At 54.9% G+C, this 22699-nt stretch carries 24 protein-coding genes; 14 read left to right on the top strand and 10 right to left on the bottom strand.

Annotated features, from left to right (window positions below):
* Positions 1–122: 122 nt before the first annotated feature.
* Together RUDLU_RS0120745 and RUDLU_RS0120740 are read right to left on the bottom strand one after the other, a co-directional pair.
* Positions 123–494, bottom strand: coding sequence for a diacylglycerol kinase family protein (locus RUDLU_RS0120745; RefSeq protein WP_019990351.1), 372 nt, complete (start codon positions 492–494; stop codon positions 123–125).
* A 95-nt stretch (positions 495–589) separates the two neighbouring features.
* The gene (locus RUDLU_RS0120740) at positions 590–1285 is read right to left on the bottom strand and encodes a DUF1361 domain-containing protein (RefSeq protein ID WP_044130656.1); all 696 of its coding nucleotides are present in this window, start codon (positions 1283–1285) and stop codon (positions 590–592) included.
* Between the two features lie 502 nt (positions 1286–1787).
* Here RUDLU_RS0120740 and RUDLU_RS0120735 point away from each other — a divergent pair.
* The 8 genes from RUDLU_RS0120735 to RUDLU_RS0120700 all read left to right on the top strand — a co-directional run bounded on the left by RUDLU_RS0120735 (position 1788) and on the right by RUDLU_RS0120700 (position 8372).
* Positions 1788–2561 carry a hypothetical protein gene (locus RUDLU_RS0120735; protein ID WP_019990349.1) on the top strand — a complete coding sequence of 258 codons (774 nt, stop codon included), beginning with the start codon at positions 1788–1790 and terminating at the stop codon, positions 2559–2561.
* A gap of 141 nt (positions 2562–2702) precedes the next feature.
* Positions 2703–3122, top strand: a complete 420-nt coding sequence (locus RUDLU_RS0120730) for a nuclear transport factor 2 family protein (RefSeq protein WP_019990348.1) — start codon at positions 2703–2705, stop codon at positions 3120–3122.
* Complete coding sequence (locus RUDLU_RS0120725) at positions 3095–3715, top strand: GNAT family N-acetyltransferase (RefSeq protein ID WP_019990347.1); 621 nt, start codon at positions 3095–3097, stop codon at positions 3713–3715. Before RUDLU_RS0120730 ends, RUDLU_RS0120725 begins: the two co-directional genes overlap by 28 nt.
* Before the next feature lie 90 nt (positions 3716–3805).
* Positions 3806–4135, top strand: a complete 330-nt coding sequence (locus tag RUDLU_RS0120720) for a YegP family protein (RefSeq protein WP_019990346.1) — start codon at positions 3806–3808, stop codon at positions 4133–4135.
* Positions 4136–4197: 62 nt separating this feature from the next.
* On the top strand, positions 4198–5088 hold the full coding sequence (locus tag RUDLU_RS0120715; RefSeq protein WP_019990345.1) for a LytR/AlgR family response regulator transcription factor: 891 nt from the start codon (positions 4198–4200) through the stop codon (positions 5086–5088).
* Between the two features lie 162 nt (positions 5089–5250).
* A complete protein-coding gene (locus RUDLU_RS0120710) occupies positions 5251–6546 on the top strand; it encodes a TraB/GumN family protein (protein WP_019990344.1) in 1296 nt (431 codons plus the stop codon).
* A gap of 246 nt (positions 6547–6792) precedes the next feature.
* A complete protein-coding gene (gene mazG, locus RUDLU_RS0120705) occupies positions 6793–7647 on the top strand; it encodes a nucleoside triphosphate pyrophosphohydrolase (RefSeq protein ID WP_019990343.1) in 855 nt (284 codons plus the stop codon).
* On the top strand, positions 7644–8372 hold the full coding sequence (locus tag RUDLU_RS0120700) for a metallophosphoesterase family protein (protein WP_019990342.1): 729 nt from the start codon (positions 7644–7646) through the stop codon (positions 8370–8372). The genes mazG and RUDLU_RS0120700 overlap by 4 nt, the downstream gene beginning before the upstream one ends.
* A 78-nt stretch (positions 8373–8450) precedes the next feature.
* Here RUDLU_RS0120700 and guaB read toward each other — a convergent pair whose 3' ends face one another.
* Positions 8451–9923 carry an IMP dehydrogenase gene (gene guaB / locus RUDLU_RS0120695; protein WP_019990341.1) on the bottom strand — a complete coding sequence of 491 codons (1473 nt, stop codon included), beginning with the start codon at positions 9921–9923 and terminating at the stop codon, positions 8451–8453.
* Between the two features lie 311 nt (positions 9924–10234).
* On the opposite strand from guaB, the gene RUDLU_RS0120690 reads away from it, so the two are divergent.
* The gene (locus RUDLU_RS0120690; protein WP_157580307.1) at positions 10235–10669 is read left to right on the top strand and encodes a hypothetical protein; all 435 of its coding nucleotides are present in this window, start codon (positions 10235–10237) and stop codon (positions 10667–10669) included.
* 234 nt (positions 10670–10903) lie between these two features.
* On the opposite strand, the gene RUDLU_RS0120685 is transcribed toward RUDLU_RS0120690, so the two are convergent.
* Positions 10904–11326: a DUF2141 domain-containing protein gene (locus RUDLU_RS0120685; RefSeq protein ID WP_019990339.1), complete on the bottom strand. Its 423-nt coding sequence runs from the start codon at positions 11324–11326 to the stop codon at positions 10904–10906.
* A gap of 129 nt (positions 11327–11455) precedes the next feature.
* Here RUDLU_RS0120685 and recJ point away from each other — a divergent pair, with 129 nt between their 5' ends.
* The 3 genes from recJ to RUDLU_RS0120670 are packed head-to-tail and all read left to right on the top strand — an operon-like array spanning position 11456 to position 14595.
* Positions 11456–13279, top strand: a complete 1824-nt coding sequence (recJ, locus tag RUDLU_RS0120680; protein WP_019990338.1) for a single-stranded-DNA-specific exonuclease RecJ — start codon at positions 11456–11458, stop codon at positions 13277–13279.
* A gap of 18 nt (positions 13280–13297) precedes the next feature.
* Positions 13298–14029: an LPS export ABC transporter ATP-binding protein gene (gene lptB, locus RUDLU_RS0120675; RefSeq protein ID WP_019990337.1), complete on the top strand. Its 732-nt coding sequence runs from the start codon at positions 13298–13300 to the stop codon at positions 14027–14029.
* Positions 14026–14595 carry an NUDIX hydrolase gene (locus RUDLU_RS0120670; protein ID WP_019990336.1) on the top strand — a complete coding sequence of 190 codons (570 nt, stop codon included), beginning with the start codon at positions 14026–14028 and terminating at the stop codon, positions 14593–14595. The genes lptB and RUDLU_RS0120670 overlap by 4 nt, the downstream gene beginning before the upstream one ends.
* A 23-nt stretch (positions 14596–14618) precedes the next feature.
* On the opposite strand, the gene RUDLU_RS0120665 is transcribed toward RUDLU_RS0120670, so the two are convergent.
* Together RUDLU_RS0120665 and RUDLU_RS0120660 are read right to left on the bottom strand one after the other, a co-directional pair.
* A complete protein-coding gene (locus RUDLU_RS0120665) occupies positions 14619–15461 on the bottom strand; it encodes an ion transporter (RefSeq protein ID WP_083940671.1) in 843 nt (280 codons plus the stop codon).
* Positions 15462–15570: 109 nt separating this feature from the next.
* Complete coding sequence (locus RUDLU_RS0120660) at positions 15571–16926, bottom strand: NAD-dependent succinate-semialdehyde dehydrogenase (RefSeq protein WP_019990334.1); 1356 nt, start codon at positions 16924–16926, stop codon at positions 15571–15573.
* Positions 16927–17134: 208 nt separating this feature from the next.
* Between RUDLU_RS0120660 and RUDLU_RS0120655 the strand changes: the two genes are divergently transcribed.
* The gene (locus RUDLU_RS0120655) at positions 17135–17761 is read left to right on the top strand and encodes an LEA/WHy family protein (protein ID WP_019990333.1); all 627 of its coding nucleotides are present in this window, start codon (positions 17135–17137) and stop codon (positions 17759–17761) included.
* 288 nt (positions 17762–18049) lie between these two features.
* Here RUDLU_RS0120655 and RUDLU_RS0120650 read toward each other — a convergent pair whose 3' ends face one another.
* From RUDLU_RS0120650 to RUDLU_RS0120635, 4 genes are all read right to left on the bottom strand, one after another.
* Positions 18050–19231 carry a glutathionylspermidine synthase family protein gene (locus RUDLU_RS0120650; RefSeq protein ID WP_019990332.1) on the bottom strand — a complete coding sequence of 394 codons (1182 nt, stop codon included), beginning with the start codon at positions 19229–19231 and terminating at the stop codon, positions 18050–18052.
* A 50-nt stretch (positions 19232–19281) separates the two neighbouring features.
* Positions 19282–19914, bottom strand: a complete 633-nt coding sequence (locus tag RUDLU_RS0120645; protein WP_019990331.1) for a Cj0371 family chemotaxis-regulating polar lipoprotein — start codon at positions 19912–19914, stop codon at positions 19282–19284.
* A 192-nt stretch (positions 19915–20106) separates the two neighbouring features.
* Complete coding sequence (locus RUDLU_RS27875; RefSeq protein WP_019990330.1) at positions 20107–20505, bottom strand: LytR/AlgR family response regulator transcription factor; 399 nt, start codon at positions 20503–20505, stop codon at positions 20107–20109.
* A 154-nt stretch (positions 20506–20659) separates the two neighbouring features.
* On the bottom strand, positions 20660–21415 hold the full coding sequence (locus tag RUDLU_RS0120635) for an outer membrane beta-barrel protein (RefSeq protein WP_019990329.1): 756 nt from the start codon (positions 21413–21415) through the stop codon (positions 20660–20662).
* Between the two features lie 153 nt (positions 21416–21568).
* Here RUDLU_RS0120635 and RUDLU_RS0120630 point away from each other — a divergent pair, with 153 nt between their 5' ends.
* Positions 21569–22669, top strand: coding sequence for a hypothetical protein (locus tag RUDLU_RS0120630; RefSeq protein WP_019990328.1), 1101 nt, complete (start codon positions 21569–21571; stop codon positions 22667–22669).
* Positions 22670–22699 lie beyond the last annotated feature (30 nt).

The raw sequence follows: 22699 nt of genomic DNA, 5'->3' as shown, positions 1-22699 counted from the left end.
TAAGTAAATGTAGAATGTAGAATGACTAATGAATAATTGGGTTACCTGTTGACAAACAGGCCTTTCGTTATACATTTCACACTGTTCATTATACATTTAATTCTGCTCCACTACTTATATCGCTAAACGTCGAAACGTATCAGCAATTTGTTACCAATAATCAGCAGGCCCACCACTACGGCCATCGTAGCCAGAATAAGCACGGCACCAGCGGCCATATCCTTTACTTTTCCGATGGTTGGATGATGCCCCGGCGATACCACATCGCAGAGCCGCTCAATAGCTGTGTTGACCGCTTCGGCCGCCCATACCAACCCGATTTGGGTCAGCACAATAGCCCACTCGGTCAGGGTAAACTGCAACCAGAAACCAAGCGCAATTACGGCAATAGCCACCAATAAGTGGACTTTGGCATTGTTCTCGTACCGAAACAAATCCAGAATCCCCTGCCCGGCAAACCGGAAACTGCGGAGTACTTTTTGTATGTCAATCATTCGAGGTGTTGGCAAAAGCCATGTGGGACGGGTATCGCAAACCGCTTCGGCCACAAAGATACAAAAGGCGCTACCCGAATCCCCCGCCCCATTTCTTACTTCTTCTCCGTACGCACGTACAGCCAGAATGCCACGTATAGTCCCAACAAGACAAACCCGTACACGAGCGTCAGTTTTACGGCCAGCGTATCGTGTGCCGATTGCCACACGGCCTGCCCCAACAGCCACGGCTTGCTCATGATGTTCCAACTGTTCCAGCGTCCCCACCGACCGAGGTAAATACCAAAACCAGCCAGGCCTTGACAAAGGGCCATCAGCACCCACGCCATAGGCCAACCCACCAGCTGATCGAGCAGCCGGTGCGCCAGATAACTCGAATACAGCCCCGCCAGCAGACCCGTCATGGCAAACAAAAACAGGCTCATGGTATCGAACCAAAGCAACGGAGCCTGAATATGCTGAATGTGAAACAGATCAGTGATGATGTAGGGTGCGTTGGGCATGAACAACAGCCACAAGCCGAGCCCCAGCCACACCCCTACCCGGCCAATCAGCCGGTGCCCGATCAGGTCGCGAAGCACGAGCTGAACCCCCAGCGGAAACCACGCCAGAAACACGTTCCAGCTCAGCATCACAAAAAACCACCAGTTGGCCGTCAGCAGCCCACGGGCCGTAACCAGTACAAAACCAACCGCCGTGAGCCAAGCTAAGGCACGGACACCCCGGCCCGAAGTTTCGTCGGGGCGGAGCGGAGCCGAGGCCGACGATAAGTGAAGAAAAGATGTTTGCATATTGCGAAGTACTTTGGCAAACAAAGCAACGGTAAAAAATGCATACATCGATACATCACTGTTCCTTTTTTACGGAAAGGTCTTCTATTCGTGGTATTGAGTCAACATCAAATACACATCGATCAGTACTGGACAAAATGTACCATTGAGCGATTGACTTAGCCAATGGATACGAATGGAAAGCGGATAACACGGATCGGGCATATGTACGCCGACTCCCTTGACCAATCCGCGAAAATCATCTTAATCCGTGTCATTCGCGTGCTAATTCCTTTAGCCGGAGCTACACCCGATGCCGAGTCTCCAAATACAATTGTCACACAAACACCACTATTCATTGTACATTCTCTTACCTGTTGTACGACCTGGAAACGAGCTAATCACCTAACAAATGCTTTTTTGATAAATAGTTACAAAGCTCCTCAACTATAATTCGCGCTAATTTTAGCTAATTGCGGCCGGTGCCACCCCACCTGAATGTATGCGCACCGCACCGTTACCAATGACACGACACCTCCTGAATACCTTGTCACTCAGTCTCTTACTGAGCACCCTCGCCTGGGCACAACCGGCCGAAACGGCCATTCTGAACCGGGTTTACAGCACGTACCGAACGGCCCAAACCTATCAGGATGTCGGTACGGTGACCTCCAAACATACCCGTAACCGCAACGCCAAACGGGAGCGGACCCTGCTCCAAACCTTTATCGATAAGTATCTGCCCATTGACGACGCTTATTACACGACCACGATCCAGTTTCAGACCGCCTACGTCAGGGCTACGGATCAGTTTCGGTTTCACTATCAGAAATCAACCGTAGGTCGCTCGGAATGCTTAACGATAGCCCACCAACAAACCAAGACACTCCGATGGCATAGTGTGCTGCCTAAGCCCGAAGGAATTGCTGAATCGACCTTGTCGGATGCTTTGGCCAGTGCAACGGGAATATCGCTGACGGCCTCCCGCAAAATTCCGGGGTTGTTGTTGCTTCAGCCTATCGATGCCGGTTGGGATATGCAAACCGCTCTCGACTGGAAACGCCTGCCCGATGCCCGGCAGGACGGGACCGATTGCTACCGACTGACAACCACCCGCGCTAAAGGCAAGGACGCAACGCTTTACATCGACAAAAAAACGTTTCTGATTCGGCGCATCGACGAAACATGGACCGACTCAGAAGGCACTACTCAGCAGTCATTGGTTTACAAACCAACCCTCAACAGTCCCGTACCGGCCCCAAAGCTCGCCATGACCGATGCCTGCCGGGGGCTATAACGGCTCCTACTCGGTCTGGTGCCTGTACACCGTGGGTACACAACAGCCTACTTTGTGTACTATTTAAGCCATATTCACCCCCACAAAAGCGGTCCTCTTGGCTAAGGTGTATATATTTGCAGCCGTTCAACAACTACCCGTATGACTGCTTACGAAACCGTCTCAACGTACTACGAAGCCTTCAATCGCAAAGACTGGTCGGCAATGCTCGCCCTGCTGCACGACGAGGTTCGGCACGACCCCAATCAAGGCACACCCCGCCACGGCAAAGCCTTGTTTACCGAGTTTCTGAACCATATGGACACCTGCTACGATGAGCAGCTGACCGATATGGTGATTCTGACACCAGCAAATGCTGAAGGGGCTGCGTCCGGTCGGGTGGCCTGCGAATTTGTCGTGAACGGCACGTACAAAGCCACCGATGGCGACCTGCCCCCCGCGCAGGGCCAACGCTATGTGCTGCCCGCCGGCTCGTTTATCGACGTGCAGAACGGCCTTATTACCCGCATCACCACGTATTATAACCTGCCACTTTGGGAGTCGCTGGTGCTGGGTCGGTAAGCCAGTTGCTTACCCCCAAACGAGTTACCGGCGGTGAGTTCCGCTCGGTACTCGACGACCTGGCCGCCCTTCGGATCACGGTATTCCGGGATTTCCCGTACCTGTACGAAGGGTCGATGGACTACGAAAAAACGTACCTCAACACCTATGTTCGCTCCGAGCGGTCGATGGGGTTGCTGGTGTACGATGGTGTACGGCTGGTAGGCGCTACCACCTGCCTGCCCCTCACCGACGAAACCGACGAGGTTCAGGCCCCTTTTCGGGCTGCAGGCTACGATCTGACGTCGGTATTTTACTTCGGTGAAAGCCTGTTGCTCCCTGCCTACCGGGGTAGCGGCTGGGGAAAGCGTTTTTTTGAAGAACGCGAAGCCCACGCCCGCCGGTTTGGCACGTACCGGCTTACCTGCTTCTGTGCGGTGCAACGCCCCACCGACCACCCACTACGACCGGCCACTTACCGGCCACTCGATGTATTCTGGGGATCATTGGGGTACCGCAAAGCACCTGAGCTGACCACGGCGTTTTACTGGCCCGATCTGGGCGAACAACAATCGACCCCCAAGCCGATGGTGTTCTGGACGCGCGCCCTCTGACCACCCGTACAGCAACTGGGTATTGACAAGGCACGCCCAAATCGGTAGCTTTAGCGCCAAGTGCAGTTTACTTCGTAAATCCTTATCAACATGGGCAAGTTTGTCGTATCCATTCGCAAAAACGGCGAATATCAGTTCAACCTTAAAGCTGGCAATGGCCAGATTATTCTAACCAGCGAAGGCTACACTACCGAGACCGGCTGCATGAACGGCATTGAGTCGGTGAAGAAAAACGCTCCCGACGACGATCGGTTTGAGCGCGTAGTGACCACCAACGGCAAGTTCCGGTTCAACCTCAAAGCCGGTAACGGACAGGTGATTGGCACAAGCGAAAACTACGAAAGCGTTGCCGCCCGCGACAACGGTATTGAGTCGGTGAAGAAAAACGCCCCCGACGCTACCGTCGAAAAAGAAGAATAAACCAGGCACTCGGGCGTACCAACAACCCGGTTACCATGCCATAAAACCTGTAGCTTTGTGGCATGGTAACTTGGATCACGCGTTTTCTGACCCGGCCCCTGGCCGAAGACTTCAGTTTTCGCAATCAGCTGCTATCGTCGGTACAAGGCGGTGTGTACGTTTTTCTGTTTATCTATTTCTTTATCCCGGGCCGTTTCACGAGCGACGAGTCGCGGGTGCCTTTATTGGGAGTTTTGGCTTTGGGCGTGTCGGTAGCTACACTGCTGGCCAATTACGTAGTTCCCCGGTTACTGCCCCGACTATACGATGAGGACCGTTGGACGGTGGGGCATCATATTCTGCACACCATTTTTACGCTGTTCTGCATCAGCCTCAGCAACCACCTGATTCTGACCCTAAGCGGCAACGCCACCCCGCCGTTTCTGAATATGTTGCTGATGGTTACGCTCATCGGCTTTTTCCCGATTACGATGTCGGTGGTACTGGCCCAACAGCGTCAGCTCAAGCGTAATCTGCGCCGGGCGTTGCTGCTCAACGAAGCCCTCCCCGAACGGCAGACCCCGACCGAAACCCCCATCCCCGTACCAAGCCCGCCCGAACCCGCTATCACCTTTATCCCGACTTCGGGGAAAGACCGGCTCACGGTACAACCCGCGCAGCTGCTCGCCATCGAGTCGGTAGGTAACTACCTCGACATTTACTGGCTCAACGGCCCCGACGTGCAGAAAACAACGCTCCGGCTCACGCTTAAGGAAGCCGAAAACAGGCTGGCAGCTTATCCGCAATTTTTTCGGTGCCATCGCGCTTTTCTGGTCAATTTAGGGGCCGTCCGGCATACGTCGGGCAATGCGCGCGGCTACCAGCTTACGTTGCACCGACTGCCGCAGGAAATCCCCGTAGCGCGGGGGTATGTAGAAGCTTTCGAAGCCCAGATGGAGCAGGCCAACGCGTAACAAAATCCCTTCCCATTCATCCCAGAAAAGGCCAATACATCCCCAGAAAGCCATTTTATCCCTCAATCGGGCCTCACATCCCGACCGCTTGCGGGAGCCATTCCGATCGGCCAGTTTTGCCTCAGTCAAACCGACAACCAACCGGCAAAACAAACCATCGCCATGAACGCATTTCGCTTTTTTTCTCGCCTGACTCCATCGCTCACCCGCATCACCTTTCACCTGCTCACCCTGTGGCTGACCAGCACCGCCGTGCAGGCGCAAACAGGCGCAGCGGCACCTACACCCGTTGAAATAGACCTGAGCAAGCCAAACGGAATGGCCATTTTCGACGACGCCTTTTATCAGAATCAACTATTTCTGCTGGGCGAATCGCACGGGGTACAAAAACCACAGGAGCTGGATTTTGCCTTGCTCAAGCATCTGAACGAGCGGGTAGGCGTACGTTACTACATCGCTGAGGTGGACCCTTCAAAGGCCTACTTCATAAATCAATACCTGCAAACCGGTAATGACAGCACCCTGATGAAGGTGTTTCGGAGCTGGGTGAACAACAAAGAGCAGTGGGCCAACCGGGATTTCTACCGGAAAATCGGCCGGATTCGGGCGCTGAACCAGACCCTGCCCGCCGAACGCCGTATCCGGTTTGTGGGTATCGACCGGATTCAGGAACGTAAACTGGTCGCCGAACACCTGATCGAACTGCTCGCCGGTCGCCGGTTAAGCCCAACCGCCCGCCCCCTGGCCGACACCCTGCTGAACCGGCTGCAAACCCTTCGACCCGACAGTCTGCGGGCCGAAGCCGCCACCGCCTGGCTGAACGACCTCAATGCCAACCCCAATACATACCGGCAGTTGCCGGCCGACCGCCTGAGTGAACTGAAACACGTACTGTCCAACGTGGTATATCTGAAAACCCTGAAGCGCGAACCAACCATTTTCGCCAACTTCAAAACGTTTGTGGAGAATACCGACCTGAAAAATGAAAAACTGTACGGGTTCTGGGGTTTCTACCACGTGTTGCAGGCTCCCACGGCCAATCGGAGTAAACCGTTTGCAGCCCTCGTACGTGAGTCGAACCTGCCCATGCACGACAAAATTGCGAGCATCACCTGCCTGTACGTTGATTGCCAGATGATGCTGGCGTCGGCTTACCTGCCCCCGATGTGGCAAACGCCCGGCAAGACGTTCTCCCGCGTGGATCAGTTCAACAACAATGGCCCTATGATGCGCACTGAAGGCATTGAGCAACTGATGGCCCTCTCGCGGCCCAACACGCTGACATTGTTCAAAATGACCGGTACCGATGCCGGACAACGACCAGGCCGGATTACGTACTCGCCGTTTATGCCGAAAGAGCAGCAGTTTAACTTTGAAGAAAACCGGCCCATGACCGATTATTTTGGGTACACCATTCTGGTTCGGAACTCCGACATGACCGAGCCGCTCGTACCCTGATCTATTTGAAGGGGGATGAACTGGTCGCAGAAAACCAGCTCATCCCCCTTCCCCATTTTGATCGCAACAACCGGCTGGAGCTGGGCATAGGTATTGCCGACGGAGATAACAGAAATCGCTCAGAAGGGTTATCTTTGCTTATCAGGAGCATTCGATAAAGCCCAACGGTACGGCTGCCACCTGTACCCCACGTTTCCGTTTTCTACCAAACCTCAGGATCCTGCTGATCTGACCGGTTTTGCGATTATGAGCGATTTTCAAAGCCTCCCCCCCCGCCGTCAGGAACAACTGATGGCTTTCAACCGCCTGCTGACCATCATGGACGAATTGCGCGAACAGTGCCCCTGGGACCGCAAACAAACCATCGACAGCCTGCGCCATCTCACCATCGAAGAAACCTACGAGCTTTCTGACGCCATCCTGAACGGAGACCTGGGCGAAGTCAAAAAAGAACTGGGCGACATTCAGCTGCATCTGCTCTTTTACGCCCGAATTGCCTCCGAAAAAGCCCCCGATGACCCCGACCGCTTCGACATGGCCGATGTGCTGCACGCCATCAGCGAGAAACTGATTCGGCGCCACCCGCACATTTACGGCGATGCCAACGGGCAGACCGTCGTTGCCGAAACCGAAGAGCAGGTCAAAGCCAACTGGGAGCAGCTGAAGCTCAAGGAAGGTAACAAATCGGTGTTGGGCGGGGTGCCAGCCTCCTTGCCTGCCCTGGTCAAAGCTATGCGGATTCAGGAGAAAGCCCGGGGTGCCGGTTTCGACTGGGAAGAGAAACAGCAGGTCTGGCAAAAGGTGGAAGAAGAGATGCAGGAGTTTAAGCAAGAGTTCAACACCGAATCGAACGAGGCTTTCGACCCTGAGCAAGCCGAGGGTGAGTTTGGTGATTTGCTGTTTTCGTTGGTTAATTACGCCCGATTTATCAACATTAACCCCGAAACGGCCCTCGAACGGACCAATAAGAAGTTCATCCGGCGGTTTCAGTACCTCGAAAAGCGGGCCCGCGCCAACGGGCAGCAACTGAAAGACATGACCCTGGCCGAGATGGATGTGTACTGGAACGAAGCTAAAACCGACGTGTCGGATTCATTATGAAAATAGCGTTTATCACCGATCTCCACATTGGCGCCGAGGGCGAAATGCCGCTGGGTATCGACGTACGGGCCAATTTTCTGAAAGCACTCCAGTTTGTGCGGGCCATGAAACCGGCCTGTCTGGTTCTCGGGGGCGACCTCTGCTACGATACCGGCGACCGGGCTGTGTACCGCTGGATTTATGAGCAACTGATGAACCTGCCCTGCGCCTGGTTTGCCATTCCCGGCAACCACGACGACTCGGTGATGCTCGCCGAAGAGCTTCATCTGGACCACCATCTGCACGGCAACGAACTGTATTTCAGCAGCCCGCTCGAAGGGTATCCGGCTGTTTTTCTGGACTCATCGAAGGCGCAACTCTCGCCCACGCAATGGGAATGGCTCCGCGACGAACTGAAATCCATTCACCACAATGTACTGGTCTTTTGTCACTACCCGGTTTTGCCCGCAAACGCCGAGTTTATGGATACCAAATACCCCTTTCGGCAAACCGAAAAGTGGCTCGAAACCACCCACGACCTCCCCTGCCGGATGCAGGTCATCAGCGGGCATTACCATACCGAAGCGGTGGCTTTGCGCGGCAACACCAGCCTGATGGTAACCCCCTCAACCTACATTCAGATTGACCCGCTATCGCCCGAAATCAAGATGGTGAAAACCACGCCCGCCGTACGCGAAATCATCGTGTCGCCGGGTGGGCTCACGAGCCGTGTGCACTATATATAAAGGGAGTGCCGAATGGTGAAGCCATAAAACGAAAAGGGTGTTTCGGACGGTCCGAAACACCCTTTTTATGTTTCCCGATTACCGTGATGAGTAATTCGGCGCTTCTTTCGAAATCAGAATATCATGCGGATGGCTTTCCTTTACCCCCGCCGTTGTGATTTTCACAAACCGGGCCTCCTGCAATGCCGGAATACTTGCGGCTCCGCAGTAACCCATACCGGCTTTCAGACCACCCACCATCTGGTAAATAATTTCAGACAGACGACCTTTGTAGGGTACGCGGCCCACAATGCCTTCCGGCACCAGTTTCTTCACATCGTCTTCGGCATCCTGGAAGTACCGGTCTTTCGAGCCTTCTTCCATAGCCTCTACCGAGCCCATGCCCCGGTAGCTTTTAAACCGGCGTCCTTCGTAAATCACAACCTCGCCAGGGGCCTCTTCGGTACCCGCCAGCAGCGAACCAATCATTACCGTGCTGGCTCCGCCTGCAATGGCCTTGGTAATATCCCCCGAAAACCGGATACCCCCATCAGCAATCACCGGAACTCCCGTACCTTTCAGGGCTTTGGCAGCCTCGTACACGGCCGTTAACTGCGGCATACCAATGCCGGCAATAATCCGGGTGGTACAGATACTCCCTGGCCCAACGCCCACTTTTACAGCGTCAGCACCCGCATCGGCAAGGGCTTTGGCCCCTTCGCCCGTAGCTACGTTACCGGCAACAACGTCGAGTTTGGGGAAGTTTTGCTTAATATTCCGAACCGCATCAAGTACCCCTTTCGAGTGCCCGTGGGCCGTATCCACGCTGATCACATCGACCCCGGCTTTGACGAGAGCCTCAATCCGTTTCATCAGATCGGGCGTAACGCCCACCGCAGCCCCTACGCGCAACCGGCCCCATTCGTCTTTGCAGGCATTGGGGTGGCTTTTACGCTTCAGGATGTCTTTGTAGGTTATCAGCCCGACGAGCTTGTACTCAGCGTTTACGATCGGTAATTTCTCAATCCGGTATTCCTGAAGGATGTTCTCGGCTTCTTCGAGCGTGATGCCTTCGCGGGCCGTAATCAGGTTCTCCTTCGTCATGACGTCAGTAGCGGGGCGGCTCATGTCGCGCTGGAAACGCAGGTCGCGGTTGGTCAGAATCCCAACGAGCACATTCTGCTCATCGACCACCGGAATACCACCGATTTTGAACTCCCTCATGTACCGATGGGCATCGGCAAGGGTAGCCCCGTGCGAGAGCGTAACCGGGTCAATGATCATCCCACTTTCGGAGCGTTTCACCTTCCGAACCTGCTCGGCCTGAGCCTCGATGCTCATGTTCTTATGGATGATGCCGATCCCACCTTCCTGCGCCATCGCAATAGCCGTTTCCGATTCGGTAACGGTATCCATAGCAGCCGATACCAGAGGAATGTTAAGCCGGATGTTGCGGGTAAGCTGCGTTTCGGTTTTGGTGTCGCGGGGGAGCACTTCCGAGTAGGCAGGCAGCAGCAGTACGTCGTCGTAGGTGAGAGCCTCGTAGAGAAACTTGGCGGAGTCTAAGCTCATGGCAAATAGCAGAGATTGTTATTTGCCGGTCAAAGGTACGAATTTCTTTGTCTACTTGTCTATTTTGGCGCGTCTAAATTGTTTTTGTCCTTTCCCGAAGCATCTGCAAAGAAGCCTTTCCCTTTGTACACTATACGCCGTTTACCATATCTACTCATGTATAAACAACCCAATTTTTAATTTATTTAAGACTACTCAGTAAATTTTTATCATTAGATATATACATAAAATAAATTTTTATCATATTTATGGAGAAAATTCACTATCCAATCTTTCCCATCACTTCAACATTCTTTTCCATCAGTACGCCTATGAGACAAGCGATTACCCGGGATCAACTTTTTGAGGGTGCTGTAGTCCTTTACGACGGTCAGGAACGCTACACCGCGATAGTTCAATCGGTAGGCAAAGAACAGGTGCGCCTACTCGATATCTATGGATTCTGCGAAGAGAGTTCGACCTACAGCGAATTAAGACCCTGTACTATCAGCCACTACACGCTTTGCCGACTGGGCTTTCGGGAGACGGAGCCGCTGAGCACCTGCTACACAATGGTGTTGCAAACGAGCCGTAGACCCGTTTCGTTATACCGGAAAGATCGGATATGGGTCTTGCAGATCGAGGCCAACGTAGTGTACGTCGAAAGCCTGCACCAGCTACAACTGGTTATCTGGTCGCTCACGGGCATCATGCTCAAACCGACACCAGCACAGCCTGAGCTGGAAGACGACCTGATTAACTACTAAACAGCGCCTTGTAGCGGCTCTCTTCCTGAACGAACCAACGGGGAGGGAGCCGCTTTTTGAGGTTCCTCCCCATTGGTTATATAGCTGAAAGCCCTCTGCAAGAATCTTTTAGCGAGTCGGAAGCTGTTAAGTGAATGAACAATGTATAATGAGCAATTGTATTACCTGCTGATAATCAGCCATCTCATTGTACATTTTACACTATTCATTTTACATTTAATTCTGTCCGAGTACCTATTCTATCCGAATTGAAATAGCCTTGCCGCCTGAGCCAACCACAATCTTGCAATCCGTAAATTTTGGGGCCGAGAGCGTCGGCCGGAAATTATTACTAAAGCCATACGGTTCTTTAGGTATTCCAAACATGCGCTTGTCGAGGGCGCCGTTGGCATTTACGTCGTGGTACACAGCCACCGCGTACTCGCCGGGTTCTACGTCAAATTCTTTTTGAATCAGCCCGTTCTTAGCCTCAATAATGGCGGTATCATCGGGCTTACATTCAGGGAATTTGGCGCAGGGTTTCATCAGCGCAATCCGAATGGTTCCTTTCTTACTCTGAACGTTCTGGACGGTGACGGTGAGGGTCGCTTTTTCCGAAGCGGGAGCCGGAACAACGAAGGAGGGCACGAGGGCCAGGAGGTGCATCAGAAAGCGCATCGACTGTAATTTTTTGTAAAAACGCTGTTATCTTGCCATAAAGTACACGAACATAAGCAACCCGGTTGAGTAAGCTACCCCTTGGTTGGCCGGTTGCTCTGTTTGCTAACTGCTCATTGAGAATTAATTATGAAGCCCCGTCGATGGATCACCAAGCCGTTTCCCGATGCACCCGCACAGCGAGCGGCTATTGAGACCCTGACGCGCGAGTTAAAGATCAGCCCATTTCTGGCGAGCTTGCTCGTACAGCGCGGGGTGTCGGGTTACGAAGAAGCCCGCGTTTTTTTCCGACCCGAAATTGGGCACCTGCATGACCCGTTTGCCATGCGCGATATGGACCGGGCCATCACCCGGCTGACGATGGCCATGGTACGGCAGGAAAAAATACTGGTCTACGGCGATTACGATGTCGACGGAACCACTTCGGTGGCCCTGTTTTACGGGTTCATGAAGACCCTGCACCCCCATCTCGACTACTACATTCCCGACCGCTACGCTGAGGGGTATGGTATTTCACAAGCCGGGATTAGATGGGCTGCCGACAATGGCTTTACCTTGATTGTAGCCCTCGACTGCGGCATCAAATCAATAGACCGCGTTGCCGAAGCCAAAGCCCTGGGGGTCGACTTTATCATTTGCGACCATCACCGCCCCGGCACCGAAATACCCGACGCGGCCGCCGTACTCGACCCCAAGCGCGTCGACTGCGCGTACCCGTATAAAGAGCTGACCGGCTGCGGGGTTGGTTTCAAGCTGTTGCAGGCCCTGTGCCTGTTTAAGGGGATTCCACTTGAACAACTCTACGCGTTTCTGGACCTGGTGGTAGTCAGCATTGCCTCGGACATTGTGCCGATCACGGGCGAAAACCGGGTGCTGGCTTACTACGGCCTTAAATGCCTCAACGAACAGGCCCGGCCGGGATTGCGGGCGCTTATCAAAGTGGCCAACGCCAAAAAGGATGAGTCGGGTAACCTGATTGCCGACAGTCGGGCTACTCCATCAACACGCCCGCTCGATATCAACGAGCTGGTGTTTAAAGTTGGGCCGCGCATCAATGCGGCCGGGCGTATTAAACACGCAAAAGAAGCCGTACGGTTGCTACTGGCCGACGACGATACCGAAGCCGACCGCTTTGCGCTGGAAATCAACGCGCACAATGTAAACCGGCAGAAGTTCGACTCGGGCACTACCCAGCAGGCCCTGGCCATGATTGAAGCCGACGAATGGTTAAAAAATGCTAAATCGACGGTTCTGTTCGACGCATCGTGGCACAAGGGCGTTATTGGTATTGTGGCCTCGCGTTGTATCGAACACTATTACCGCCCTACAGTTATTCTGACGCAGTCGAACGAAAAAGTAGCTGGATCGGCGCGGTCGGTGCCGGGGTTCGATGTGTACGAGGCCATTGAAGAGTGCGCCGACCTGCTCGAACAGTTTGGCGGGCATACCTTTGCGGCCGGTCTGACCCTGAAGCCCGAAAACGTACCCGCTTTCCGGCAGAAATTCGAGACGGTGGTATCGGGCCGGATTCAGGAGGAGATGCTCACCCCGCTGATCGAAATTGATATGCCGCTCGATTTTGATCAGATTGATGGCAAGTTTGTCCGAATCCTGAAACAGATGGGGCCGTTTGGGCCGCACAACCTGCAACCGGTCTTTTGTACCGAACAGGTGTACCTCTGTGGACCGGTTCAGACCATGCAACAAAAGCACCTGAAATTCTGGGTGCGGCAGGCCGACTCGGTGTATAAATTTCAGGCCATTGGGTTCAACATGGCTCCGCAGTGGGCCGACCGGCTGTATCACGACGAGCCCCTGTCGATTTGCTACCAGATTGAAGAAAACCATTTCAACGGTCAGGTATCTATCCAGCTGGTGCTAAAAGACATACGATGTATGGACCACACACCACCGTCGCTTGATTCTACTGAGCAGCCCAACGCGGTTGCGTGATCGATTATTCAGGATTTAATGATTCTCAGAACAGAAAACCTCATCAAGAAATACGGCTCCCGGCTGGTAAACAACAATGTGTCGTACCAGGTGGCACAGGGCGAAATTGTCGGCTTACTGGGTCCTAACGGGGCCGGTAAAACCACCTCGTTTTACATGGCCGTGGGCCTTATCAAACCCAATAGCGGCAAGGTGTACATTGACGATACCGACGTAACAGACCTGCCCATGTACAAGCGGGCCCGGCTTGGTTTGGGGTATCTGGCGCAGGAGGCTTCGGTTTTTCGTGACCTGACGGTTGAAGAAAACATCCTGGCCGTACTCGAAATGACCAAACTCTCGAAAGCCGAACAACGCGACAAGGTTGAAGACCTGCTCGAAGAATTCAGCCTCAAGCATGTTCGCAAAAACCTCGGCAAGGTACTGTCGGGGGGCGAACGCCGACGCACCGAAATTGCCCGCGCTCTGGCCGTTGACCCCAAATTTATCCTGCTCGATGAGCCGTTTGCGGGCGTCGACCCGATTGCGGTGGAAGATATTCAGAGCATTGTGGCCAAACTGAAGCACCGCAACATCGGAATTCTGATCACCGACCACAACGTAAACGAAACCCTCTCGATCACCGACCGGGCCTATCTGCTTTTTGAAGGTAAAATCCTGAAACAAGGCACCGCCGAAGACCTTGCGAGCGACGAACAGGTACGACGGCTTTATCTGGGTCAGCACTTCGAACTGAAACGCAAGATATGACAGACGAGCCCCAGCCCTGGCAGGTCGAATCGTCGGAGTACATTCACCGGCTGCCGTGGTTTACCGTTCGGAAAGAAGCGGTTCGGATGGCCAATGGTGGCTACATTCCCGATTATTTCGTACTGGAATACCCCAACTGGATCAATGTGGTGGCCGTTACGACCGAGGGGCAGCTGGTGCTCATACGGCAGTACCGGCACGGTTTCGGGGCGGTGCATTACGAGCTGTGCGCGGGTGTAGTAGAAGCATACGACGGGGCCACCGGAGCCGAAGCCGCCCTCATCACGGCCCAGCGCGAGCTGCTGGAAGAAACGGGCTATGGCGGGGGCGAGTGGACGTTGCTGATGACACTCTCGGCCAACCCCGGCACGCACTCAAACCTGACGTATGCGTATCTGGCAACGGGCGTAACCCTCATGCAGGCCCAGGAGCTCGAAGCCACTGAAGAGATCAGTGTTCATCTGGTATCACCAGCAGAAGCCCTCGCCCTGATTGATAGTGGTCAAATGATTCAGGCTCTCCACCTCGCTCCCCTTCTTAGGTATCTGGGTCAATACGGGATGTGAGGGGAGTTTAGAGTTTCGCGACTTCAGATCTCCTTACCGCAATGCGGGCAGTAATTACGCGCCCCTTTCTGAAGCCGCAGGTGTTCGAGGAACCCCGACGTGAGAATACCCGTTGGCAAGGCAAACAGCATGATACCCATCATGGCCGCAATACCCGCCAGTAGCTTTCCTAAAGGCGTAATGGGGTGAATATCACCGTACCCAACCGTAGCCATGGCATTGACTCCCCACCACATGGTTGCTGGTATGCTCGAAAATGTTTGGGGCTGCACCGGGTGCTCCACGTAGTACATAATGCTCGACACGATGATGAGCATGAACAGAATAAACATCACGCTGAGCACCAACTCCTCCTTCCGGTCGGCCACCACCCGCTGAATAAGCCGAACCGCATGCGAGTACCGGCTGATACGGAACAACCGGAAAATACGGAAGATCCGCAGGATACGGACAATGGCCAGATCGGTCGCAAAGAGACTGAAATAGAATGGAAAAATGGCCAGCAGGTCGATGATGGCCGACGTGGAAACCATGTACCGTAGTCGCCCCCAGACCGGATGCCGGTACTTCTCGTTTTCGACCGATACCCATATCCGCAACAGGTACTCAACCGTAAAAAACATAACCGAAAAGAACTCAAAATCGCGGAACAGCACAGCATGCTTGCGATTGATCGACTCGACGGTATGCAGCACAATAGCCACCGCATTGAGCGTGATGATGGTAACCAGCACTACGTTGAAAACCAGACTCATGCCCCTCTTTTTCCCGGTCGACGTTTCCAGAACCCGGTACATGGTCAGCCGCAAACGCGTACGGCGAGGGTGATGAGGGGTTGACGAAGCCGAGCGGGGGGCATTAACCATGACAACGTAAAACGGGGGTGAGTGGGTAAAAATACACATTTCTATCCACCCGGTAAACGCTCCCCTACTCTACAAATGCGCGTAACCAAGCCCCGGCAGCCCGTCGCGACTACGCTATGTAAACCGTTTTGACCGTACAGAACTCCCGAATACCCGGCCCTGCCAGTTCGCGACCGTACCCCGATTTCTTCACGCCCCCAATCGGCAGCCGTGAGTCGGACCGGACCACCGCATTGACAAACACACTGCCCACCCGCAGCCGCCGGGCCAGTTGCTCAGCCCGGTCGAGGTCGGCGGTCCAGATGGCGGCACTCAACCCGTAGCGCGACGCGTTGGCCAGTTGCACGGCTTCGTCGGCATCGGCAACGGCCGTGATCGTTGCCAGTGGTCCGAAGGTTTCCTCCTGAAACACCACGTTATCGGGGCGCACGTTGCCGAGAAGTGTCGGCTGCATTTGAGTACCGTTGCGTTGGCCACCCACCAGCAATTGGGCACCTTGCGCCAGTGCCTGCTGTAGCTGTTTTTCAAGTCCCTCGGCCAAATCGAGCCGGGCAATGGGACCCATCTGCACGGCGGGGTCGAAGGGGTCGCCCTGTCGGATACCCCGGATCAGCTCGGCAACGCGCTGGGTGAAAGCCTCAGCAACAGCCTCCTCGACCAGCCACCGTTTGGCGGCAATACACACCTGACCGGCATTGCTCATGCGCGAGGTTACGGCAGCCTGCGCGGCCTTGTCCAGATCGGCGTCGGCCAGTACAATTAGGGGGTCGCTACCGCCCAATTCGAGTACGCATTTTTTGATGTTCGCACCGGCTAATGCCGCCACCGACGCCCCGGCCCGCTCGCTGCCGGTAAGTGTAATCATGCCCACGCGATCGTCTTCGATCACCGCTTTCAGGGCGGGTACGTCGGCCACAAGGCAGGCAAACACCCCCTCGGGGAAGCCCGCGTCCCGAAACGCTTTTTCGATAGCCAATCCACAGCCAAGCGTGTTGGGAGCCGGTTTAAGCAGGGTAACATTGCCCGCCATCAGAGCCGGTACAGCATACCGAAACACTTGCCAGAACGGAAAATTCCAGGGCATGATGGCCAGCACCACGCCCACCGGCTCGTACCGGTAGCCACTCTGCCGGGCCTCCGTCGGGATGGTTTCGGGCTGTAGCAAGGTCTCAGCGTTTTCGGCATAATAGTCGCACTGCCCGGCACACTTCTCTATTTCGGCCCGCGACTCGGCCATGATCTTACCCATTTCGGCCGTCATCAGCTGCGCCAGTTCTTCCTGCCGGTCGCGCAACAGGCGACCCAAGCGCCGAAAACAGGCCGCTCGAACGGCAAATGGCCCTTCCGACCAATGGGCAAATTGCGCATCGGCCTGTGTGAGTAATTGATCAATTTCGGCGTCGGTATGCGCTGGGTACTCGGCTAATACCCCACCGGTATAGGGGTTTATGGTTTGAAATTGCATGGTTTTTTCGGGAAATGGGGCCGCAATGCGGGTGCCCCTTTATGGATATAACCCTGTTTGCGTAATTTGTTCGCCGGATCGTGCCCGTTCATTCGCTCAATTACCTGGAGGTTCGCTATTAAACCAACACAATTGCGGGTTGTCTTAGGTTAAGAACCGGTGGACGGCTATCACTGGGTCGATCCACAATTTAACTCATGTATGACTTATGAAACGATTCCTGCTGTTTTCACTGGCTCTGTTGCCCCTTCTTTTGACGCGCTGCGGGGTGAGCCGCCAACTAACAGAAGCCAAAGCCTTAGGCGATTGCCGATACGCTATCCGATCGGCGGATAGCATCACTCTGGCGGGTTACGACATCCGTCAGTTTCGGAATATGAAGGATATGAGCGATTTCAACCCGGTTAAGTATCCACGCATTGCCGCCGGTTTGCTCACCCGCAACGTTCCGCTCGACGCCCGCATTAATCTGGGCATTACGAACCCCACCAACCGCAACGCGGCCATCAACCAATTGGAATACCGCATTTTGTTGGCTGGTCAGGAGTTGTTCAACGGGTTCATTAACCAGCGTGTGGCCGTACCGGCTGGCGGTGGACAAACCGTGGTCCCGATTAAGATCAACGCCAATGCGTTTCAGTTGCTCACCGATGCCAAAACCCGCGATGCTTTCGCGCAGTTTGTGAGCAATCTGGCGGGTTCTGATGATACCAAAGCATCCCGGGTGACGATTAAAATCAAACCGACCCTCGACCTCGGTAACAAAGCTATCGACTACCCTGGCTACATCACGATCGAACAGGACGTAACGAACAAAATTCTGTTTGGTCAATAAAACTGGCCATTAGATGTTGGACACTAGACGTTAGACTTCTCTACAGAATGGTAGTAGGTCTAACGTCTGGTATCTGAGGTCCGAATGTCCTCTACTGAGAAACCGATAACACCAGCTTAGTTATCGCCCTGAAAACAAAAAGTCGCCCGGTCAAATTTGGCCGGGCGACTCGCGTTCTGAGCTATGATAACAATCTTGCCTTACGAAACCTCTCTCGATTGTCAGTAGTAGGATTCCCGGTTAGGGCAAAGGGTTGGAACGGGGGCAATATTTTTTTCGCACCCCGCACTACCCAACCATATGGCCGACAAATTGAGCCCCATTGTCCAGGATAAGCCCTCCGCGCCGGAAGCCCAGCCCGCAGGGTTCGCCCGCGTAAAACACACCGGCCTGATAGGTATGCCCGGCGGCATCGGTCGGGAAGGCAACATATTGCTGGTACACTTTGGGGTAATCGCCGTACTCGCCATCGGCGGCCAGCCGAACCTGCCCGCTCGTCTCCAGAATACGTACATTAGCACCTTCACGCCCAAAAATCACCTTTTCCACACTCGGCACATCTGTCAGAGGTCCGGTTTCGGTGCGCAGCAGTAACGGGTGATTTGGGTACAGCTCCCACAGAATTTTCAGGATATACTTCGACTGGAACAGCAGCGTGTAAGCCGGGTTGAGCACCAGTGTGCGCCGATTGCGTACGGCCTGCGTGAGCAATGCGCACAAATCGGGTTCATCTTCGGCCATCACTTCCCAGGGTACCAGCTTAAACCAGTAATCATACCGGATAAACCGTCCACTGAACGGGTCTTGCCGGAAAATGCCTTCGGTGGCCGAGAAATCGACGGTATCAATGTACGCAATGGCGGTGTCGAAGCCAGCCTCGCGGGCGGCCTCGGCAATCAGCGCTACGTTGGCATCATCTTCGGGAATGCCGTTACCGTCGGTGTCGCGGGTGGTCGAGAGTAGCAGTGATGGGTCGAGGTCGGGGTTTTGCTCGCGCAGGTATCGGAACTGCCCCACCAACGTTTCGTACACGGCGTTGAACTGCCGCGACTCGTCGAGGTCGTTGGCCCGCAAATGCGCATACTGCACTACGGCCGTCTCGGGCAGGCAGGTTGCGGTATCGGCATTAAACTCAATCAGCTTCACGCCCCGGTCGGTCATGGCCAGGTCGAACCGGCCGTAGAGGTGAATCTGCCGGTCGTCGTCCCACGAGTGCCGAATCAGCTCGACCAGATTGGCCGGAATCCCGAGTTCCGCAAAACGGTCGCGGTCGATCACGTGCTGCGCGGCCGCAACGTACATCTCGAATAACTCGGCGGCCGCATCGTGATACGCATCAACGTCGGCTTCAGAAACGGTCACCACTTCGTTGGTGAGATAAGGAACGGTATCGGTACCGAGCATCCAGTCCCAACCAATGTTGCGGAGCTGCTTGTCGGGGCTAACGGATAGTGTTTTAAGTTGAATCATCGACAATGGTGAAGAAAACGTGAAAAGCAGGCTACAAGAGCCCGTATGGGTTACGACGAGAAACCGCCACTGCGGCCCCGGCTGAAAAAGCCACCCCGGCTCCCGCTTGGTCGGCTGGTGACCACCCGCGAGCGGCTCACCTCGCGGCCAATATCGCTCGACCGGGCGTACACACTCGGGTTCGTATAAACCCCCTGACTGTACCGGCGGTCGCGGTCGAAGTTGGGGCCGCTGCCCATAAACTGCCGCCCGATCATGTAGCCCAACCCACCCCACAGCAGGGCATTGGCCAAACCGCTGCCGTGATTATAGCCGGATGGATTATTGAAATACTGACTGGTAGAGGGGTCGTTACGCACGAGCGCCTGCGCTGCGGCCACGCTAAGCGTATCGCGGTGCCCGTCGAAATAGCTCACAATAGCCCCCGCGCGCTCGGGGCCTACCTGCTGCTCGTCGGTGATTTTGAAATTGCCGGGGGCCGTCTCGGTGATGTACGACAGCACCCCTTTCTTATACGTCTCGGTCTGCGTATCAGCCTGCCCGGAGTCGGCGTACCCATCGTCATTGCTGCCTCCGCAGCTCTGAAGTAGCACCGAGCCATTGAGCAGGGCTACAGTGAGGGTTGTTCCGAGCGTGATATCTTTTACACGCCGAATCAGGGCTTGTTTTCGTGTCGGTGTCATGGCCGTTGTGGTAAGGGTCCAAACTATGGTACTAAACTACGGCAACAAACGTGGGGTTCAAACCGATTACCGACGAACGTCACCGGAACTGGACAAACGGTCGAATTTGGGGGTACCTTATAATAAAAACCGGTTGGCCCGCAGGCCAATAGATACCTGCAGACCAACCGGTCCGGCTGTTGGGGGCTACACTCAGGCGTGCAGGTGCCCCCGGTACTCGTTTATAAACTCGGTCAGCCGTCGGCGGGCAATCGGCAGCCGAATACCACCTGCCAGTACAACCTCGTTCTCAGGCCGGTGTACAGCCTTGATATACTGCCAGTTGAACATGTACTTCCGATGCGGCCGGGCAAACGACCCTGCGGGCAATCGGTCGGCCAGTGCTTTGAGCGTAATGGCCACGAGTAGTTGCGAACCGTCGCGGAAGTGAAGCAGGGTGTAGTTGCTCGTGCCTTCGAGCATCAGAATGGCCGACAGAGGTACCCACCGGCGGCCTTTCGGAAAGGGGAGTTCTAACCCGGCAGGGGCTTGTTGGCGCGACCGGGCCGAGAGACCTAACTGAGCAATTTTTTGCAGCAAAGAGGGGTTCATAAGGAGGTTGTTGTTTACTGTGCGGTTGACTATCGCATCAAAACTACATCCCTCTTTATGAACCCCCAGCGCCCTTGCGGACGTACCAGCCAAATGGACCGATGAATCGTTACTTTCGGTTTACGGACTGTAAACGCGTTTCGAGTCGAGTTCTTTAAAATACCCGGCTTCGGTTACCGAACAGAATGGTAAGCCCCGCCGATACGCTCACGACACTAATCGGCTTTACGCTGGTCATAAGGCTTGTCTGCCCACGACCAAGGCCCGTGCTGGTTACCGTTTTCATGTCGGAAAACGTGAAATCGGCACGGCTGTAATCAGTATTAAACTGCAGGGCGGTGCTCCGGCCGAGCCGGTACCGCAGCGTAAGGCCACCATTGTACGAGCGGGTCGTTGAGCGAACTTCACTAGTTTCAATCGCCATCGGAATATCCATAAACCGGCCGTTTAAACTGGTGCTGGGGCAAATACCGGAGGCCTGCCCCATGGTAGCCCGCGCCTGAATGGTCCAGCGCCCCACCGGGATGTTGACGTACGGCCCGGCCGTGAGCGAGGTAATCGCCCAGAAACCGGCGTTGGCCGTCCAGGTGTCGCCATTAATGCGGTACACCCCGTCGAGCAGGGCTTCTTCGTGCACCCGGTTGCGAAAAATTTCGTACCGGACCATCAGCCCAACGGGTCCCGCTACCCGGTAGCCAGCCGAAATGCTCGCCATGGTTCCCTGTTTGGCCAGGCCGGCCTCTTCGTCGCGGGTAGAGCAAAGACCAAACTTACCCGTGGGCAGGCTCACCCCGCTACTGATCGAAAAAAATCCGTTTTTGGGCTGATGCTGTAAAATAAAGCTCTTCTGTGCGTGTACCGAAAGGCTTACCAGCCACAGGAGCAAGATACTTCCGTAAAGTCGTTTCATGGAATAAGACATTGGTTGAACGAGCCTTTTGTTGAGCTATGAAGCCTCAGAGCAAAATCAATGCCATCCCGCAAAAGACCAGCCAAAACCTTTGTCGGCAGGTAGGGTTTATAGAAAACAGAGTACGCAATTCACTCAACCAACTCAACTGTTATGGCAGACTCATCAGCCCTTTCCGACGGCGCTCAGCAGGCCAATATGGTCTCCAACGAAAACGCCGAAACCATGTTCGGAGCCGATCAGGCCGAAACCAACATGGTCAAATTAGTAGATGGTAAACTCACCCCCATCGGCGATACGAACGACGATGTGATGGACGAACAGCTCCGCAATCGCTACAGCAGCGACGAAGAGCGGAGCTTGCAGGGGTACGACCAGAAAACCTACGAAAATTCGGATGCCGCCCTGCGCACGGGCAACACCATTGACCCCGATCAGATGCCCGACAACCCGCATGCAGAGGCCGAAATAACCGGCAACCCCGACGCAGGCTCAACGGTGAATACGGGTTTGCCCGCGCAAGAGGCAAACACCGCAAGCGGGGCCACCAACAGCACACCAACCGACCGGGTGCAGCCCAACGGGGCCGACATGAACAACACGGCTACGGGCAGCTTTGGCGTGTTTGCCGACATGGTTCCTAATTTGCCCTCAACGCCCGACCCTAACAACCCGGTACCCGCAGGCCCCGATACACCCACGCCACCGATGTCGCCCGACCCGGCTCCCGAAATTACCCCGTTGCCCGGTCAGCCGCAGCCGCATCAGCCCGAAATTCAGGAGCCTACCGAGCCCGACCGGTCCCATCAGATTGGTTTTCAGCAAAGTACGACCCACGTAACAGGCTGGCCTGCCACGGGTGAGCTGTCGTACACGGCCACCATCGAACCCCGGCCAGCCGATCAGATTCCTCTTTCGACCGATGATCTGGAGCCCGGAAATCAGTACGACGGTATGGAGGCCGGCCCCGATGCCGTTTCGGACGCAGCCGACGAAGGTATGGACCGCCACCCGACAACCGGCGATTCCACGCACCCGTATGATGTGAAGGGCGAAGAAGATTCGTCGTACCAACCGGGCGAGCGGCCTCAGGAAACAGCTCAGATGATGAGTCAGCCCCGCGAAAGCATGGACGAGAGCAGCGTAAAAGCCCAGGAGGCCGCCCACGGCGACCGGTCGGACCATAAATCGACCGAGGGCCTCGACCGAAAATATAATGACCTGGATGCCGCCCGTGACCGGACGGCGTATTAAATAGAGGAGAAAGGAAAAGGGAGGAAAGGA

The organism is Rudanella lutea DSM 19387, from assembly GCF_000383955.1.
Lineage (GTDB): Bacteria > Bacteroidota > Bacteroidia > Cytophagales > Spirosomataceae > Rudanella > Rudanella lutea.
Note: the sequence above shows the minus strand (reverse complement) of the source record. Positions and strands in the feature narration are given on the sequence as shown.

Excerpts from the sequence above, each read along its gene's own strand:
- RUDLU_RS0120715 (WP_019990345.1), top strand. The coding sequence starts at position 4,198 with ATGGTAACTTGGATCACGCGTTTTCTGACCCGGCCCCTGGCCGAAGAC.
- lptB (WP_019990337.1), top strand. The coding sequence starts at position 13,298 with ATGATTCTCAGAACAGAAAACCTCATCAAGAAATACGGCTCCCGGCTG.
- mazG (WP_019990343.1), top strand. The coding sequence starts at position 6,793 with ATGAGCGATTTTCAAAGCCTCCCCCCCCGCCGTCAGGAACAACTGATG.
- RUDLU_RS0120710 (WP_019990344.1), top strand. The coding sequence starts at position 5,251 with ATGAACGCATTTCGCTTTTTTTCTCGCCTGACTCCATCGCTCACCCGC.
- RUDLU_RS0120635 (WP_019990329.1), bottom strand. The coding sequence starts at position 21,415 with ATGAAACGACTTTACGGAAGTATCTTGCTCCTGTGGCTGGTAAGCCTT.
- RUDLU_RS0120735 (WP_019990349.1), top strand. The coding sequence starts at position 1,788 with ATGACACGACACCTCCTGAATACCTTGTCACTCAGTCTCTTACTGAGC.
- RUDLU_RS0120660 (WP_019990334.1), bottom strand. The coding sequence starts at position 16,926 with ATGCAATTTCAAACCATAAACCCCTATACCGGTGGGGTATTAGCCGAG.
- RUDLU_RS27875 (WP_019990330.1), bottom strand. The coding sequence starts at position 20,505 with ATGAACCCCTCTTTGCTGCAAAAAATTGCTCAGTTAGGTCTCTCGGCC.
- RUDLU_RS0120690 (WP_157580307.1), top strand. The coding sequence starts at position 10,235 with ATGAGACAAGCGATTACCCGGGATCAACTTTTTGAGGGTGCTGTAGTC.
- RUDLU_RS0120645 (WP_019990331.1), bottom strand. The coding sequence starts at position 19,914 with ATGACACCGACACGAAAACAAGCCCTGATTCGGCGTGTAAAAGATATC.
- RUDLU_RS0120745 (WP_019990351.1), bottom strand. The coding sequence starts at position 494 with ATGATTGACATACAAAAAGTACTCCGCAGTTTCCGGTTTGCCGGGCAG.
- RUDLU_RS0120655 (WP_019990333.1), top strand. The coding sequence starts at position 17,135 with ATGAAACGATTCCTGCTGTTTTCACTGGCTCTGTTGCCCCTTCTTTTG.
- recJ (WP_019990338.1), top strand. The coding sequence starts at position 11,456 with ATGAAGCCCCGTCGATGGATCACCAAGCCGTTTCCCGATGCACCCGCA.
- RUDLU_RS0120720 (WP_019990346.1), top strand. The coding sequence starts at position 3,806 with ATGGGCAAGTTTGTCGTATCCATTCGCAAAAACGGCGAATATCAGTTC.
- RUDLU_RS0120700 (WP_019990342.1), top strand. The coding sequence starts at position 7,644 with ATGAAAATAGCGTTTATCACCGATCTCCACATTGGCGCCGAGGGCGAA.
- RUDLU_RS0120630 (WP_019990328.1), top strand. The coding sequence starts at position 21,569 with ATGGCAGACTCATCAGCCCTTTCCGACGGCGCTCAGCAGGCCAATATG.
- RUDLU_RS0120650 (WP_019990332.1), bottom strand. The coding sequence starts at position 19,231 with ATGATTCAACTTAAAACACTATCCGTTAGCCCCGACAAGCAGCTCCGC.
- RUDLU_RS0120665 (WP_083940671.1), bottom strand. The coding sequence starts at position 15,461 with ATGGTTAATGCCCCCCGCTCGGCTTCGTCAACCCCTCATCACCCTCGC.
- guaB (WP_019990341.1), bottom strand. The coding sequence starts at position 9,923 with ATGAGCTTAGACTCCGCCAAGTTTCTCTACGAGGCTCTCACCTACGAC.
- RUDLU_RS0120670 (WP_019990336.1), top strand. The coding sequence starts at position 14,026 with ATGACAGACGAGCCCCAGCCCTGGCAGGTCGAATCGTCGGAGTACATT.
- RUDLU_RS0120685 (WP_019990339.1), bottom strand. The coding sequence starts at position 11,326 with ATGCGCTTTCTGATGCACCTCCTGGCCCTCGTGCCCTCCTTCGTTGTT.
- RUDLU_RS0120740 (WP_044130656.1), bottom strand. The coding sequence starts at position 1,285 with ATGCAAACATCTTTTCTTCACTTATCGTCGGCCTCGGCTCCGCTCCGC.
- RUDLU_RS0120730 (WP_019990348.1), top strand. The coding sequence starts at position 2,703 with ATGACTGCTTACGAAACCGTCTCAACGTACTACGAAGCCTTCAATCGC.